The sequence below is a fragment of the Bacillus sp. FSL R5-0709 genome (assembly GCF_038004785.1).
In the GTDB taxonomy this organism is placed as follows: Bacteria; Bacillota; Bacilli; order Bacillales; family Bacillaceae_G; genus Bacillus_A; species Bacillus_A mycoides.
The window spans coordinates 928368-945628 of the sequence record NZ_JBBORT010000001.1 but is presented as its reverse complement, the minus strand read 5'-3'; the positions used below and the strand labels follow the sequence as shown (position 1 = coordinate 945628).

Below are 17261 nucleotides of genomic sequence, written 5' to 3'. Positions count from 1 at the left end.
TTGTTATTTCCATATCATTAACATCACCATATTGTGATATCATATTTATATACATCGAACAACCTTTAAATACTATTCAGCCCGATAAATATTTAGCTTCATAAAATTAACAAGGAGGAAATGTGGTGACATCCTTTCAAGAGAAAACAACTGCGGATAATAAATCTATAGGATTTGATTATCAATATTACTATTTTTTATATTTACTACTTAATCTTAAAGAAGGCGAACAAATTGGTATAGAAGTCAAAGATGATGTGCATCTTGATTTAAAAAATGGAAATCAAATTTTGTTACAGTTAAAACACTCTATTCAAACAAAGGCATCTGGTACAATCATTAATCTAACCGAATTAGACAGCGACTTATGGAAAACAATTTCCAATTGGTTACACATTATAAATGATAAGACTCAGAAGCGAGACACTTTAAAAAAGCAAATGGATTTTATCGATTCTACAAAATTCATTTTAGTTTCTAATAAATCCAATAATAAATCTAACATATTTTTACAAAATGTATCAAAATTCAAAGAAGAGACTATTACAATAAAAAAATTTAAAGAATACCTAGATGACTTACATACAACCGTTAAAGACAAAACTATAAAAGGATATATAGAGTGCTTCAAAAGTCAAAATGATAGGTGGCTTAAGAGTTTCCTCAATAAATTATCTTTTGAATTAGATCAGGATGACTTAATAAATAAAATAAAGAGTAGAATTCGTGAAAAACTTGTGAAAGAAAATAGGATAAACTCTGTTTTCGAATCTCTAGATAGCAATATACGCGCAAATAATTATATGAATGTTAAAAACAAAGGGAAAATAATAATTTCTTTTGAGGACTTTAGAAAACAAGCAGAAAATTACTTTGAAAAAACTCGTGATAGTAGACTACCCATTAGAAAAAAATACACTGAGTTCACAGGCGATCCTTTTAGTCAAGTCTTCATCAAACAGCTTCTAGATATTGAAGTGATTGATGAAGAAGACATCGAAGAACTTCTAACTTTCATCGGATATAAGCTACTTGCATATACTAACTTAGAAGAATGGGAACAAGAAGGAGATATGACCGCTTTACAAAGAAAACAATTTGATGATAATTGCATATTACAGTGGAAGAATATATTTAATGATGCTCATCAATCTATACATAGAAAGTGGAAACGAGATAAAAATAGTATTGATGAAGATGATTTAATTGATTATGCGCGCAAATGCTACTTCGAAATTTTAAAGCAAATTCTCGAATTTGAACAGACACGTTTTGATACAGAATTTAGCAATGGACAATTCTACTTACTAGCTGACACACCAAGAATAGGTTGGAAGCTAGATTGGGAGGAGAAGTACAAATCAAATGAATAACCCAATAGATTCTTATAACAAAAGTTCCTCTAGATATTTATATAACAATGAATTGATTGGAAGTATAGCAATCGCATCTGTATTAAAGCACTTAGAAAAAGCTACTATCTCTCAATGCGCATTGATTCTCCCTCTAGTTTCTCACAAAGGTACTTTGAACTTTTTAAAAAGAAAAAACTCTGTAGTAAGAAGCATGGAGGAATTTATAACTAAAAAGCCTCATTTCTTTGTAAACTTTGACCAAAGATATATTTCACTACTTCCTGTTTCAATGAATTCCATTATTCTATTAAAAGAAATTGGTCTAGTGAATATTGAAAATGAATTTATACACTATAATCATGAAAATAAATTTGAATATACAAATGATACTTTAGGAAAAAGAATTGAAGACATTATAAAATCATCATCTACGCTTGCTTGTTTATTAAATGATGATATTGCAAATCTATACTTACAATTGAGGGTGATATTATGAGATTTATTATTCATAAGATGATACTGTGGTTAGAGAATGATACATGCCGTGAAGTTGAATTTCACGAAAACAAAGTAAATGTAATAACTGGTGACAGCGGTACAGGTAAAACTGCAATCCTTGATATCATTGATTATTGCTTTTTTGCTAGTAAAACAGAAATTCCTCATGAAAAAATAAATGAAAATGTTAAATGGTATGGCTTAAATTTTAGTATTAACAACAAAACATTTACTATAGCTAGGAGTAAATTCCGCTCTTCAAAGTCATTATCGAAAGAATATTATTTCTCAGCTATAGGCAATATACCCGACCTTCCATCATCCAATATTAGTGAAAAAGATTGTAAAAGTATTTTGGAACAAGAATTCAGTATTGATAAAAACATTGTTATACCCTACGGTGGAAACAAACTATCTGCCGGAAGTAAAATATCATTAAGATACTTTTTAATGTTTAATACCCAATCCGAAGATATTATCACCAACAAGCATGTATTTTTCAATAAACAAAATGATGAAAAATATAGAGAAGCGTTAGAAAGAATTTTTGATATTGCTACTGGAATAGACACCGTAGAAAATATCCTGATTCGGGAAAAAATACGTGACATTGAAAAAGAAATAAATAGGTTAGAAAAGAAACAGCTCTCATACGAAGATTCAGCATCGTTGTATGAAGAAAACAAAGCCGAATTAATAAGAAAGGCTAAAGAATATAATTTAATCGATGATAGTATCATGGATTTAGACGCATGTTTACAACAATTGAAAGAAGTTATATTTAATTATAGAGAGTTTGTATCTAGCGAACCAGACAATATAAGTACTCTTAAGAGTCAAAAAAATGCTTTGCTTCGAAAAATAAAAGCTTATAAAACTTTTGATAGACAATATAAAAAATATAAAGAAGTGGAAAGTAATAACCTTCACAGCCTAAAACCTATTACATATATTAAAGATAATTTCTACGAAGTTATACAAACACCTGATATGAAAGGGCTGTTGCTAGACTTTGAAAAAGAACTCTATCGAATTAAAAATACACTTAACCAAAAATATCCTCTTAACTTAAACATACGTGCCGAAGTCAAAAAACTTGAAAAAGAATTGCAATCTATTGAAGCATTACTCGATCTAGCTCCAACAGAAAAGAACACTTTTACAAATGACATTGAAAAATACATCTTTATTGGAGAGCTAAGGCATACATTATCCATTTATGAAGACAGAAAGGTTTCTATTGACCAAGATTACGAAACCCAAATCATAACTAAAAGAGAGCTTTTAGCTGAACTTATAGATTCATTAGATGAAAACACCGATAAGGATGCCGCTATAAAATTACTAGAGGAATTAATTGATAGATACCTAGAACAATCTAAAGAAGCACTTGGAATTTATTCTGGATATAAAGCTTTATTTGATGATAAAAACAAAAAATTAAATCTTAGAAAACCCAAGACCGCCAATCCATCAACTATAGGAAGTAGCTCAAATCATCTCTTCCTACATATTTGTCTTTTCTTAGGTTTACACGAATTAATTCTAAAACAAAATAGTCCTTTTGTCCCTCAGTTCTTAATATTAGACCAACCTAGTAGACCTTATTACGGAGAAGATACTAAACTGAAAGAGACTAAACAGAAAACATGGGAAGAAGTAAATCTAGGAGATAAGAAAAAAATTACCATCGCGATGAAATTATTAAATGATTTTATCCTGTATGTAAACAAAGAGTTTAAAAAAGATTTCCAAATCATTATCTTGGAACACATCCCAAAATCGATCTGGGAAGAAGCTCAACTTGAACAATTTCACTTGGTAGAGGAATTTAAAGAGGGTGAAAATGCTTTAATTAATATCTAGATAAGGGCTGTTCTAAGCACTTGAATTTGGTCACGTTTTTGGTCACAAACACTAAGAAACTCTAGAATACTAGAAAACATTAATTTACCCAATTGAGCAACTTTATCTTGATTCTAAGCAATTGTAGAACATGCAAGTTTCTTTCAGGATATATACCTCCATATCTTGACAGGATGGAGGTCATCATTGAAACTTTCATATCCTATTTACAAATAAAAAGAAGAGCATATACCTCATATGCTCTTCTTCCCATCGCTAACAATACACTTTATCCAACTAATATTTATGTATAATATTTAAATGTTTCTCCACTTCACCTAAAATCATTTGTTCCATGCAAAAATAAACTTGGTCTTTATCCATGACTTAATCACCTTTATATCTAGGTGCTATTCCCCAACATTTAATACTTCTAAAACCTCCCTAAACAACACCGAACTCCTACCAACAACCAACTCCAAAGGAATCTCTTTAACTCGCCCATCTCTCCCCACCATAACAACCTCATCCTCATAATCAACCCAAATCTGAACATCCTGCACATAATAACTCTTAATAGTAGAAGCCTCATCTAAGTTGTTATGATCCAACTCAACTTTAACTTGTTTCGTAAAACGACGCAGCGTTTTCCAAAGAGTTCGTTCTTCTTTTGATTTCATAAATAGTTCCGGGAGTTCTTGTACTTCTTTTAATAGCGACATAGTTGTTATTGTGTATGTTTGAACGCCATATCCTACTGGGCGGATGAGGTGGTCTAGTTTTTTCCATGGTTCTAGTTCGAAATATACATACTCATCGTTTTGTTGCATTTGAATGTGTTTAATTTTGGCTACGTATTGAACGCCGCCTTTTTCTCCATGCCATTTTTTCGGTGCATATAATGCTATGTACTTTGCTTCTTGCCATCCTGGTTTTAGTTGTGTGACTAGTAGCTGATATACGCCATTCTTTCTATATGTTTCATAGTCATTTTCAGTTTTCACGCTGCCTACTAATACTTTTTCTTCTAGTGAAGAGTGCCATTCTTCTTTTGTTCCTCTTGGGAGGATGCCTTCTCTTATAATTTCTTCTGGGCTTTTTTCAATGAGATGATCTAGAAACTGTTCGACTAGCCTTGTTGCGTTTGGTAAGAACGGGAAGCCACCGATATTTACTTTTTCGATACTTTTATAAAATGGATGATTCTCATACGCTTCCTCTTGGTTCCACGGGAATAGTACGTACGCTCCGTAAGCTGTTCTTTCAAATGGTCCTTCTTGTTCTACTACTAGCGCATCTCTGTATCGGTGCATTGTGTTAATGTCTTCTTCCATTGGACCAGGGGTGCCATACTTCCTTTTGTAATGAGCCTTTTCAGCAAAATCAATTCGGTATTTCGCATCAAAAATGTATTGATATTGATAGTTCTTCCCCTTTTTCTCAATAGCAAGCATCGTATCTGGTTTTTGTGTAACTGTTGGTAGTCTACCGTTTCTTTTCTGGAAATAAAGTTCTATTACTTCATCAGTGACTGGATGCTTGAACGTTCTTTTTGCAGTTTTACTTTCATCAAGCGTTACGTATAACCCGTCTTGCTTAACTTGAATAACATCTTGATGGAGCGGTATATATTTTTTTGATAAAATTTGTCCGAGTTTTAAATATGTCCAGTATTCATATAATCTAGCAACATCTTTTACCGACATTTTAAAAATTTGCCCTCGTAATGTTAAACCACGCGATAGCATTAAGAAAATTTGATACGCATCTCTATAGCCTGCCGCCATTTGGATAACAAGTGAAAAGACTGAGCGATCCAATTTTCCGATCCCTCTCCAAAATGGATCATTCAATTCATTTTTCATTCGATACTTCATATTTTTTACACGCTCTAGCAAATCTTCATCAGTTATACCACGTGTATATCTAGACTTTGGCTCTAGCGCCTTAAGTAGATCATCTATTTTATATACAACTCTTTGAATCATCCATTTAACAAATCGATTTTCCAGCGTATCATACGACACTTCCTTATAAGCTGTAATCCCTTTAGTCGGTATATGGTTTTCTCCTTGCAACAAGTGTGGTCGCTTTCGCAAATAGTTCATTCCGACAGAATCCAATTTACGAATTTTTTCTCCTCGTACTAGTTGATGTCTAGTCATAAGCGTATGATGCGGTTGTCTTTTAATGTGAGAGATCGACTTCATAAATCGCTCAAAGGAATCATTTAAAATACGATAAAACTCACTCTTCGATGGATTTGTAGCGTAAATTGCAGATGCTCCTAAGTAAGTTCTCTTTAGTAAATGAAACGCTAAATTATAAATTTCATCATTTACTTCATCCAATAAGGCTCTGTAATCATCCTTATAATCAAGTTTTGCTGGAAAAACTTCAAATGTAACAGTTAATAAAGTATCTTTATCATCTTTAATTTCAAACGTTGTATTTCCTACTTCATTCGGAAATGAAAGATTCCCCATTAACACATGAAGTGACCCCATTTGAATAGAACTAACTTGTTTTCGAAAACCCGGATGTTCATGATAAAAAGAAAACTGCCTATTATTTTTCGGAACAACAACAAGCTGATAACTTCTATTCTCAAAAAAGATTGGCGGGTGTTCGTTCCATTCGTCTAGCCTCTGCAATCTCGCATCAAATACAGAAACAGATTCTGCCTTCCCCTCTACATGAAAATACATCATCTCATCTGCGTTCATGGCGTGATATTCTTTTAAACTCTCGTATTTTTCATGATAAGGATTTCCTTTAATCGTCAATGATAGCTCCTCTGTTTCAATCTTAACTAGCTCTATCTCATTATTAGATCCAGAAAGAGGTGAAACCATCATATTCGAACCTCCTTAACATATGAGACAGCTTGTTAGCTGAACGAGGATACTTCGCATAGGAAGCGTCATTATTGCCACTATCGTATTCTTCATTTGCACATAATACATACAACTGCTTTAATACCTCTTCTGTTCTTCCATCACTACCTGCAAGACGCGGTAAAATCTTTTGATATATTTGATAATCAAGTGCTTCATCGAACGACAATAACTTTCCTTGTTCGTTGTATGCCATATAGAAACAAATTTCATCTCGTATACGATACCCAACTTGAGCCCCAACTGATTCAAGTGTTTTATTTATTTCTATTAAAGTAGTTGATATATTCCTCACAAGATCTTCGTTTTCTTTAAAACAATCTTTTAGATGAAGATACTCGGCTGCTAAGGAGCGATTCGAAGCAATTTCAGCTTCCTTCTCTTCTACATCCATTAAGAAATTAAAATAATCTAAGCTAACGGTATTAAATTCAATTGTATTCGCACGATCTAATACTTTCTTACTTAACGGATGTGTCGTTTCATCCATATTTACAGTTCCGATAATATATACATTTGACGGAATCGTAATATGCTTATTCGTAATTGACTCTGGAAGAACAGGTGACGTAACAATTTTTCCATCTTTCCATTTACGACTTTCAATTACACTTAAAAAATCACTAAAGTAGTATTCCACTCGAGCCAAGTTCATCTCGTCCAACACTACAAAATACGGTCTATTTGGATTTGCATCTGCGGCTTCAAGAACTTTAATTAACGGTCTTTCTTGAAACTCCCCTTGAAGGTTCACATAACCAAGTAAATCAGAGCTATCACTCCAATCAGGTCGAACCGGAATAAGCGTAAATTGTCCATTCTCTTCCATAGCTCCTAAACTCTCCGCAAACCACTGAACAATTTTCGTTTTCCCTGTACCCGAAATGCCTGATAAAATCACAAACGGCTTCGTCTTTAATGAAAGGAAGAAATTAATAAGATCCTTTTTCTCATAATAGAAACCTTTACTTTGAATATAAGAAGACACATGATCGATAATTGATTGCTGATCTAAATATACTTCTTTCCTCTCATAGATCATTTCATATTTCGTTCCTTCCTCTTTGTAAGCAATAAATCCCTCATAATAACGAAGCATTTCTTCCAAGTCTTCAACTAATTCTGATTCGCTTGGCATTTTATTAACATCATACGCAATATAAGCCGCTGTTGAATTCGCATATCCTTTCGCTTTCGGACTTGTCCCTAGGAAGATCTCATCATCTTTTTTCACCTTTTGTGACATTTGTATTTGCTCTCGAATCTCTTCTTTAATTTTTTGCATCTCTTCTTTAGTTGTTTCTGTTACACCTTGGCCAATGGTCAAATATAATCGTTGCATATCTTCGCTAAATAAATAGACGATATAATACCCTCTCTGTGTCGATGTTGTAATATCTCTATGCATTAGGGCAATCCACGGAACTGTTGCCCAATTCCCTTTTCCAACCGATCCTATCACACTGTACTGCTTCTCATTTATAAATGGTAACCGAATGATCTCTGTTGCCATATCATTTCGGACTGTTAATCCTAATTTATGTCCTGCAAATTTTTCTGTTTTTGCATCCAAATACTCTTTCATTATCTTTAAAAAGCCTTCACGTAAACTACTACTCATATTACCGCCCTTTTCTTCATTCTTTTTTATGTATTGTTCGGATGGAATCCATTCAGCATTAATTACTTCCAATTGCTCAAACCACATTAAGAGATTATGCGTACGCTCTTTCGCTACTGATTCTACCATTAAATTATCTCCTCTAGAGTTTCGGACAATTGTCATCGCTAAATCCACTAAAGTAGCTTTCTTAGCAGCCTTTGGATACACTTTTAAAAGATTAAGTACAAACAGAGCAATTTGAAAATACTCCTGCTTTAAAACTAGCTTTCGAATAACATCATTCTTACTTCCCGCCTCAATATATTCGGTTAATAAAGACGTATCAATATTATGATTATCATTTAAAAATCCCAGCAGTCTTAAATCTTGTCTTCCTTTAGATTTAACTCTATACAAATTACCATTAGTTTGATCACTTAAATTCTTCGGATCGTACGTATTGTTTATTACCTCTTCCAAAAATCCAACAACTTTATGATACTGCTCACATGGCAAATTATCAGTTTGGAACTCTTTAAATGTAATAGCTCCTGATTCCGTTACATTCACAAATGGAAGCTGTGAAAAGAAAGCTACTAAGAAAGCATTACATTCACTTGCTTGTCCGAAATCCTCACTCTTTACCGTACGCATATCGATAAATTTTTTCCAAGCGTCCTTAAGAAGTTCAGAACTCACTTTAAAATAAGATGATGTTTCCTTTTCATATTGCTCACGTAAAAATTTGATTTCAATGTCTAAATCTCCATCATCTTTGTTTATAACCAAATAAGTTTTATCACCCTTTATATCTTCAACCTGCTTCGTTGATTTAGCCAATTCAATTATGAGTTGCTCTAACATTTTCATCCCCACCGTTACAATTAATTACAATTACTACTATTTTACCAAACTATGTATAAAAGAAAAATCATACAACATGATGTATGATTTTCTACTCTATTATTTAACATACTTCTGATAATCCTCTTCATTTTTAAATTCACTCGGCCCAACATCCATTCGGAACTTCCCATTCTCATACAATAGTGGTGAAGCTTCTGAATGGTCTTTTGAGTAACTTTTTATCAACCTATCCATTGCAATAAAATCTGTATTTCCCTCAGGTTTATGATAAGCAATATAATCATCCACAATACTTTTTATCAACCTATCCATTGCAATAAATACTGTTAAAAAAAGAAATACTAAATAATCGTTAAATTGATTGGGAGTATCTATTCCCATCAAAATTTTAAAATCATTATAGCCTTTTCCAAGCGCTATCATCATTAATAAAAAATAACTAAGGATTCTTCTCATATTTTGTGAGACTAAATCACGATCGGTAAAGTAAATAAAAGTTATTAAAGAAACTGGCAATATAATAATTACTATATAATAAATTTGATATGGCATATGTTCAAAATTAATTGCACCAACGAACAAAACATATATTATTGTGATATGAATCATTAAACTAAGTGTTGTTTTCCCAAATAGGATGTCCAATCTATTTATTAAATAATTCTCTTTATTAATCTTTGCTACTATTTTTTTGATAATACTGTTAAAAGTACCTAACTCTTTTTCTACGTCCAACTTAATCCGACTAATTATTACAATAAATATTGGATAAACACATACTACACTTAACATTGACCATTTCATTTTTTCTATATCCGCCCCAATAATAACCTGGAAAGCAAAATAGATTAGTGCCATTGTCACTATGATAACCAACACTTCAAACACCAGCAAAACATGTTTAATTATTCGCTTTGACTTCCTCATTAATCTTTTTGCGCTTATTTCCCCAATTTTCTCTAAAGACGGAAGGATCACTTTATTTATAAGAAAGTAAGATATCACCCCTCCTAATACAATTAAAAATAAATAAAACAAAAATAACCTCACATCCTGCATAATCCTACTCTCCTTTTCTTAATATAATCATTAATACATCTCCATATTAACAACATATCCGGTAATTATAACGTCACATAATTACAAAATTTCTTATTAATGGATTTTTTCGTATACAAAAACTCCAATCACCTAAAGTTATCACTAGGTAATTGGAGTTCTATAAAATCTATTAATATTTTTTAAAAATTTTTCTTAAACATATTTCAGTTTACTTTTCGTATAACTTTAACAATTTTCTTCCTTCTTTAATCATGTCATCCCTGAAACTATCAGGCTTTATTACTTCTACAGCCGCTCCCATACCTAGAATCCACTTCTTAATCGACTCTTTCCCACTCATCGTTGCGCGAAAGAGGATACTGCCATCATTATTATGTTCTATCTTTTGATTTTCTCCCCAAATGGATTCTGGTACAGATGCAGCGAATGGCGGATAGATGAGCAACTCTACTTCTAATGGTTCTTTCATAAGGCCGAATTTCGGAAATTCTTCTCGAATATCGAAATTATCGGGTATTTTATATGTATCATACAAAATTCTAATATCTTTCATTCGAGATAGTTTAAACATACGTTTTTCCTTTTTATCATTACACATAGCTAAGCAATAAAAGAATTCGTTGTAGTGTACAAAGCCGTACGGATCAATAATTCGTTCTGATCTTTCACCAAATCGTTTTTCATATTGAATTTTCACCTTACGCCTTGTAAATAACGCTTCTTGTAGTTGTACATATTTTTGATTTTCATTAGAAAACTCATAATTTGGCTTAGATCTTTGAACAAAATAAATATGACGATCTTTATTCGTTTCAACTTTCCGAACTGCATTCAATTTATCTAACGCTACTTGTGCGTCCTTTGCATAAATGTCATTACCTTTTGAAACTAGTTTTTGAATAGAGAATGTTAACGCATCCATCTCTTGCTGAGACATATTTTTAATAGGAAATAACGATGTATTTGAAAGAGAATAACCACCGTCCCTTCCTTTAGTTGTATCAATTTTAATACCAGCCATTTCAATATCATCACGATAAATGCGGACCATCCGCTCTTTTACTTCTAACAACTCCGCTAATTCGCAAATCTTCATCTTGCCTCTCGCGTGCAGGAGTTCAATCATGTACAGACAATTACTTAATTTGCTCATATAATTCCTCGTTTCTATTCAGCTATCCTCATTCAAGTATAAAAGAATAGAACCATCTTTTAAATTATTTCTATATATACTTCTAAAATATCAATATATTACCCCAAAATGCACACTAGCACACCCCTGACATACACCATCCCTATCAAGATGTTCGGGCAAAATCTTTGTATTACAAAACTCACACTGCTGATACCGCCTCTTTCTAAAATCAGCCACCATAATAATACTCTCTTTAATTTCCACCGCTTTCTCACTGTCACTTAATTCCTCTAGATGTTCCCATAATAATATATGATGCGTAAATCCTGTCATATCTGGTATAGCAGGACTATTCCATACCAATCTATAAAAACCTATTTCTAATCCTATTTCTCCCGCACGAATAAACATGTTTGGATCAAAATCCAACCCTCGAACTGCGAACTCGACATCTAGTTCTTTCAACTCACAACGCTCTAATTGTTTTAATATAAATTGTTGTATCTGTGTTTTTGCTAATTTCATTAATGACCAATCTCCTTTATTACATTAAAACAATTGCCAAGTACATCCCTCTGCACTTGGCAATGCTTTTTAAATATGAACTTCCTCTTTAGCGATATCTGTTAACATTTGAATAACATTTTGACAGTCCGTATCATTAAATAACTCGTTCATAGCCTGTATAACAACATCTTCATCCGACCAATTACTTATATTACTTGTATTTGTGTAAATTCTTGTATACGACGCTTCTGGCCTTTTCGCTGCTGTGCTTATTTTTCTCCCTTTACTTTCAAGCCTTGTTAATAGTGCTAATCTCTTTTGTGATTCTAGTGGTCCAATTTCTAGTGTCAATTTCAATCTATTATCCTTCAAGCGTTCAAACCACATAATTGCACAGTTATTTAACCACCAATTCCATTTCGGTGTTCCAAATTGTTCTTCTAGTTTGCGGAACTCCGGTATAATGAATGATGGTAGTCGGTGATGAATATTGTAAAAGCCTTCTTGGAATTTTTGTTTATGGACGAATAATTGAAATGCATTAGCTAAAGTATCCGCATCTGTTTGAATGCTTTCTATCGCAACAATTTCAGAAGAAGAATCTTCTTCTCCGTATACAAGCCCTTTTATAGTATCGCCTATAGCTGCCACCACTTGATTAAAATCAGCATTGTTATACATATCATTCATCACACGGAGAATTTCATCTTGATCTGCCCAATCACTTATATTTTCATATCCAGCATAAATTCTTGTATACATGGATCCAGCTTCTTTTGATTTTTCTTTAATAGTAATTCCATTTTCCTCTAACTTGCATAGTAACTTTAATCTCTGCTTATATTCCAACGGCCCAACTTCAACGATAAGTTTCATACGCCCATCTATTTTTCTTTCGAACCAAGTTATAAGAGCATTATTTAGCCACCACTCATGATTTGGAACTCCAACAATCTCATCAAGTTGTTTCCATTCTTCGAAGATGAAAGATGGAATACGAATGTGTTCATGGTAGCAATCTTCTTGTATTTGATTTTTCTCTACAAACTGTAAAAATGCCTCTCTCATGACGCTATTTCCAGCTCCATGTATAAAGTGAAGCGTTTCAGCATACTTCTTATAAATTTTACAAAGATCTTCTTTTTCTTCAGCATTCAATTTCTTTACAGCACGTAACAACTCTTTATCAACAAACTTTCCAACTACTTTTCCGTTACCATTTAAGCATAGAAAATCAACAGCGGCCTTATGACTCTTATACACTGTTAACGCTAGTTCAATGTCTTCCTCATCACGAACAAGTTCCCCCTCTAATATATCAATATAGTAGGAAAGGAAATCTTTTATCGTACTAGACGTATACTCACTATAAATCTCCAATTGCCCTTTTAGGATATTTAATATATCCCCATAATCTAAAGTAAGATACGACTTATGACTTGGCGCGCTACCATCTAAACTTAAAAAGATTGGAATGATTGTATACCCTTCATATTTCTCGCTAACAAAGTTTATGTAATTTTGTAATTGTCCATCTGATTCAGATGACTTATATTTATTTTCAATCAAAATAGCAACCTTTTGCACCTCTGATATTGCCAAAATATCAATTCGTTTATTATTTTTCGTTTGTACTTCGCGGAACACTTCTAAATCTTGAAGAGACTGCTTATGTAACTTAATAAAATTATATTGACCAATTAATTCCTCATTCTCTGCTTTTACAAACGTTTTAGAAAGTATTTTATTTACAAACATAGAACTTAAATGATGATTCTCCATCGGATCCAGCAACCAAGCAATCATATTAGAATGCCTAATCTCAAACTTATCTACCTTCAATATTTTAAAAGGATTAAAACGATTAAATTTACTATGTAACTTCTCAAACTCAATTGAATTATCTAACAGTGATAAAATCTCAAAATTATAATCCATTCCCCACACCGCCGTTTATAAATTTGTGAATCAATTCTCCTAAATAATCATTTTAATAAATTGTTATAAGTAAATTATAACTTATAATATGGCATTATTTATGTCACATATCCTATTTTTTACAAATAAACATGCATTAATCATTAAATTTAACCATCTCCCCATATTCCCTAACACTCTCCTCCAAAAACCCTCTCGTCTCCCCACTATCCTTATAAAATCCCTCCCAACCCCTCTCCCCCAAAATCCCCTTCCAAGTATCACTCTCGACCATCCTCTTAATAACACCATCCCAATAAGAAACCTCTTCCTCTGTCATATCTTTCGGCCCCATAATCCCTTTCCAGTGCTGAAATACAACATCAATTCCTTGTTCTTTCCACGTCGGGATTTCTGGTAATCTGTCTAGCCGTTTTTCTGAGGATACGGCTAGTATTTTTATTTTGCCAGCTTTGTATTGTTTTTCGGCTTCGGATAGGGTCATGGTTGCGGCGCCTATTTGTTTGTTCGTTAGGGCGTTTATAATTTTTTCTTTGTTTTCGTAGACGAAGAATTGTAGTTCGGCAGGATTTATGCCGAACGCTTTGCTTACTTGTACGAAGGATAGGTGATCGTCGTTTCCTAGGCCGGGGGCAACGCCGATTTTGAAGTTTTTCTTGTCTTGTTTTAGTTGTTCCATTAGTTGGTTTGCGTTTTCTATGTTTGATTCTTTTGATACGACAACGACTTCCCAGTCTGACGCGAGTGTTGCAAGCGGTGTGAAGTCTTTATATGTTAGTTTACTGTGGCCTAGTAGGTTGTTCGTTATGAGTAAGCTTGAGTTAATCGCCAGTACGTGACCGCCTTTTTGTTTCGTATATTTCCATCCGACATCACCGCTGCCACCTACTTTGTTTATGACAGTGATTGGTTTTGTGAAGATTTTTTCTTCTGTGAGTGTTTTTTGCATCGCTCGTGCTGTTAAGTCCCATCCTGCTCCTTGAACGTTTGGCGCAACGATTTCTACTTTGTCGATGTTCACTTTATTTGTGTGAGGTTTTTCTGAGGAACAGCCAGCTATTACTGCTGTCATGATCCATATACATAGTAATAATCGTTTTTTCATAACCCCCGTCCTATTCGATACTTTCGTTCTGGTCGTCCGATAATGCCGTATGTGTACTCTACTGTGCATTCGTTTGTCGCTACTAAGTATTCTAAATATCTTCTTGCGGTTGTTCTGGAGGCACCCATTTGTTCTCCCATTTCTTCTATTGTAATTCCCTCTTCGAATCCTTTTATAATCCCTTTCACTTTTTGCAGTGTTAGCGGATCTACACCTGTCGGTAAGTTTTTTACGTCTTGTGTTTGCGAAATGCCGAAAAAGTTATCGATAAGTGCTTGATTTACTTCATTGTTACTATGTAATAATTGCTTCTTTCTTTTATAGTCTTCAATTGTGCAAACAAATTTTTCTAACGTGACCGGTTTTATAAGATAGTTGCTTACGCCGTTTCGAATTGCTTTTTCTAACATATGGTTTTCATTCGCCGCTGTAACCATAATGACGTCAACGTTTGGAAAGTCAGCATGGATTTTCGGCAATAAGTCTGTACCAATTCCATCTGGTAAATAATTATCTAATAGAAGTAAATCGATTTCTTCCTTTTGTAGTAGTTCCATCGTTTCTTTTGCATTCAATGCTTTTCCAATCACTTTTACGTCCTTTATTTTTAATAAAAACTCCTCTTGAATTTGCGCGACACGGAAATCATCTTCTGCAATTGCAACCTTCAACATATGCCCATCCCCCTGTTTGTCATGTACTTTCTCTCAATGTTTTCGGAAGATAAATTGTAAAAATAGCTCCCCCATTTTTCTCGTTTTGAATTTCAATTGTTCCTTCTAGTAGATCTACCATTTCTTTCACGTTTGCTAGCCCGTAACCACGATTATTTCCTTTCGTTGAAAATCCTTTTTGAAAAATGGTACTTATTTTTTCTGCTGGTACTCCTATCCCGTTATCTATCACTTCAAACACAATATCGTGCCCAATATCCGTAACAAAGAAGGAAACACTCTTTTCCTCTTGTCCACTCACCGCATCAAACGCATTGTCGATTATGTTTCCAAGGATTGTAATAAGGTGCGAAACTTTTATATGTTCTGGTAACGGTTGAAGCGCACTATCTCCTTCAATATGAAAATCAATTTTCTTCTCAGATGCTGTTCCGAGTTTCCCTAATAAAATAGCTTGTACTTTCGCATCATGAATTTGATGAAATAAAATATGGTTTTGGCTTTGATGAATATTAGATTCTTGTTGAATAAATTCAATCGCTTCTTTGTAATGTCCTAACTGAAGTAATCCTGATAAGACGAAAAGCTTATTTGTAAATTCATGTGTTTGAGCGCGTAAGTCCTCAGAATACTTTCTTACCTCAGATATTGTGTTAACAAGGTTTTGCAATTCTGTTTTATCTCTAAAACTACATACAACGCCTACCGTACTGTTATTTTCGAGTATCGGTGTCATATTTAAAATAAACACTTTATCTTGAAATGCGATTTCTTGATCGTTTTCTAGCACTCTTTCCATATTAAAATTCGGTAAAACTTTTAAAATGTGCTGTTGCATATAGTCATCACTTACATGCAACATTTCTTCTGCCGACGTGTTCATCATAGTAATAAAACCGTTTTGATCAATGGCGATAATCCCTTCTTTTATAGATAGTAGTATCGCGCTTCGTTCCCGATATAACGCTGCAATTTCATTCGGCTCTAAACCAAGTGTATCTTTTCTGATGCTACGTGCTAAAAGAATGCCGCCAACAATTCCAACTAGTAACACCGCTAAAGAAAAGAGTATGATTTCTTTCGTTCTACTCAGTATGTTAGATTCAATACCTTTTATTAAAAACTCTACTGTCACAACGCCTACTACTTGATCGTAGTCTCCGTTATGAACAATAATGGGTGCCTTCGCCATTAAAGCTGGACCACTTTCACCATTTCCTTCAAGCGTATAATATCCTCCAAAAGTAAGTGCTTCATAGTTATATGGATTGTTACTCTTTGTACCAATCAAATCCGAATTAGAATGCGAATACATAACCCCATAACGATCTTCCACAATTACATAATCTGCACCAGCTTGTTCACGAACTTGTTCCGCAATGGATTGAATGATACTTTTATGCTCGTTATATTGAAAAGCATCTTTTATAGCTGGCATAAAAGAAAGTGACTTCGCCGTTTGCAGTGCTAACTGCTCCACTTGGCGCTTCGTATCAACGGACTGAATGTAAACAAATATCCCTGCTAACAGGAGAACGACAAATAAAATTAACGTAATAATTAAGCTTACTATTTTCGTTTGCAATGATACTTTACTTGATTTCTTCATACTCCATATCCTTTGATAAAATATTCAAAACTATCAATCTCCTTTTTCTATTATTATGACAAAACTAATAATGAAGCAACTATTAAAACTCTCCATGTACATAAAGTACAAAAAGAATAAAATTGTCATAATATTGAGATTTCAATTAAAGAACAGTACAATTCAA

12 protein-coding genes are annotated in these 17261 nt (G+C 33.4%); 3 read left to right on the top strand and 9 right to left on the bottom strand.

Annotation, left to right across the window (positions count from 1 at the left end):
- Window positions 1-125: 125 nt before the first annotated feature.
- Genes MKX37_RS04765 through MKX37_RS04755 form a run of 3 tightly spaced genes read left to right on the top strand, consistent with a single transcriptional unit; the run spans window position 126 to window position 3719 of the window.
- Window positions 126-1373 (top strand): hypothetical protein, encoded by a 1248-nt coding sequence (locus MKX37_RS04765; RefSeq protein ID WP_078422035.1) that lies wholly within the window; start codon window positions 126-128, stop codon window positions 1371-1373.
- Window positions 1366-1851 carry a three component ABC system middle component gene (locus MKX37_RS04760; protein ID WP_078422034.1) on the top strand — a complete coding sequence of 162 codons (486 nt, stop codon included), beginning with the start codon at window positions 1366-1368 and terminating at the stop codon, window positions 1849-1851. Before MKX37_RS04765 ends, MKX37_RS04760 begins: the two co-directional genes overlap by 8 nt.
- Window positions 1848-3719 carry a DUF3732 domain-containing protein gene (locus tag MKX37_RS04755; protein WP_078422033.1) on the top strand — a complete coding sequence of 624 codons (1872 nt, stop codon included), beginning with the start codon at window positions 1848-1850 and terminating at the stop codon, window positions 3717-3719. The genes MKX37_RS04760 and MKX37_RS04755 overlap by 4 nt, the downstream gene beginning before the upstream one ends.
- Before the next feature lie 389 nt (window positions 3720-4108).
- Here the strand turns inward: MKX37_RS04755 and MKX37_RS04750 are convergent, their stop codons facing one another.
- The 9 genes from MKX37_RS04750 to MKX37_RS04710 all read right to left on the bottom strand — a co-directional run bounded on the left by MKX37_RS04750 (window position 4109) and on the right by MKX37_RS04710 (window position 17095).
- The gene (locus MKX37_RS04750) at window positions 4109-6553 is read right to left on the bottom strand and encodes a restriction endonuclease-like protein (RefSeq protein ID WP_078422079.1); all 2445 of its coding nucleotides are present in this window, start codon (window positions 6551-6553) and stop codon (window positions 4109-4111) included.
- On the bottom strand, window positions 6528-9062 hold the full coding sequence (locus tag MKX37_RS04745; RefSeq protein WP_078422032.1) for an McrB family protein: 2535 nt from the start codon (window positions 9060-9062) through the stop codon (window positions 6528-6530). Before MKX37_RS04745 ends, MKX37_RS04750 begins: the two co-directional genes overlap by 26 nt.
- A gap of 99 nt (window positions 9063-9161) precedes the next feature.
- Complete coding sequence (locus MKX37_RS04740) at window positions 9162-10124, bottom strand: hypothetical protein (RefSeq protein ID WP_002010959.1); 963 nt, start codon at window positions 10122-10124, stop codon at window positions 9162-9164.
- A 211-nt stretch (window positions 10125-10335) separates the two neighbouring features.
- Entirely contained in the window at window positions 10336-11280 is a 945-nt protein-coding gene (locus MKX37_RS04735) for a helix-turn-helix transcriptional regulator (RefSeq protein WP_078422031.1), read from the bottom strand.
- Window positions 11281-11370: 90 nt separating this feature from the next.
- Window positions 11371-11787 (bottom strand): hypothetical protein, encoded by a 417-nt coding sequence (locus MKX37_RS04730; RefSeq protein WP_063217477.1) that lies wholly within the window; start codon window positions 11785-11787, stop codon window positions 11371-11373.
- A 69-nt stretch (window positions 11788-11856) separates the two neighbouring features.
- Complete coding sequence (locus tag MKX37_RS04725) at window positions 11857-13707, bottom strand: PDDEXK-like family protein (RefSeq protein ID WP_078422078.1); 1851 nt, start codon at window positions 13705-13707, stop codon at window positions 11857-11859.
- A gap of 136 nt (window positions 13708-13843) precedes the next feature.
- Window positions 13844-14812, bottom strand: coding sequence for a tripartite tricarboxylate transporter substrate binding protein (locus MKX37_RS04720; RefSeq protein ID WP_078422030.1), 969 nt, complete (start codon window positions 14810-14812; stop codon window positions 13844-13846).
- Window positions 14809-15486, bottom strand: coding sequence for a response regulator (locus tag MKX37_RS04715; protein WP_033730885.1), 678 nt, complete (start codon window positions 15484-15486; stop codon window positions 14809-14811). The genes MKX37_RS04720 and MKX37_RS04715 overlap by 4 nt, the downstream gene beginning before the upstream one ends.
- A gap of 19 nt (window positions 15487-15505) precedes the next feature.
- Complete coding sequence (locus MKX37_RS04710; RefSeq protein WP_078422029.1) at window positions 15506-17095, bottom strand: ATP-binding protein; 1590 nt, start codon at window positions 17093-17095, stop codon at window positions 15506-15508.
- Window positions 17096-17261 lie beyond the last annotated feature (166 nt).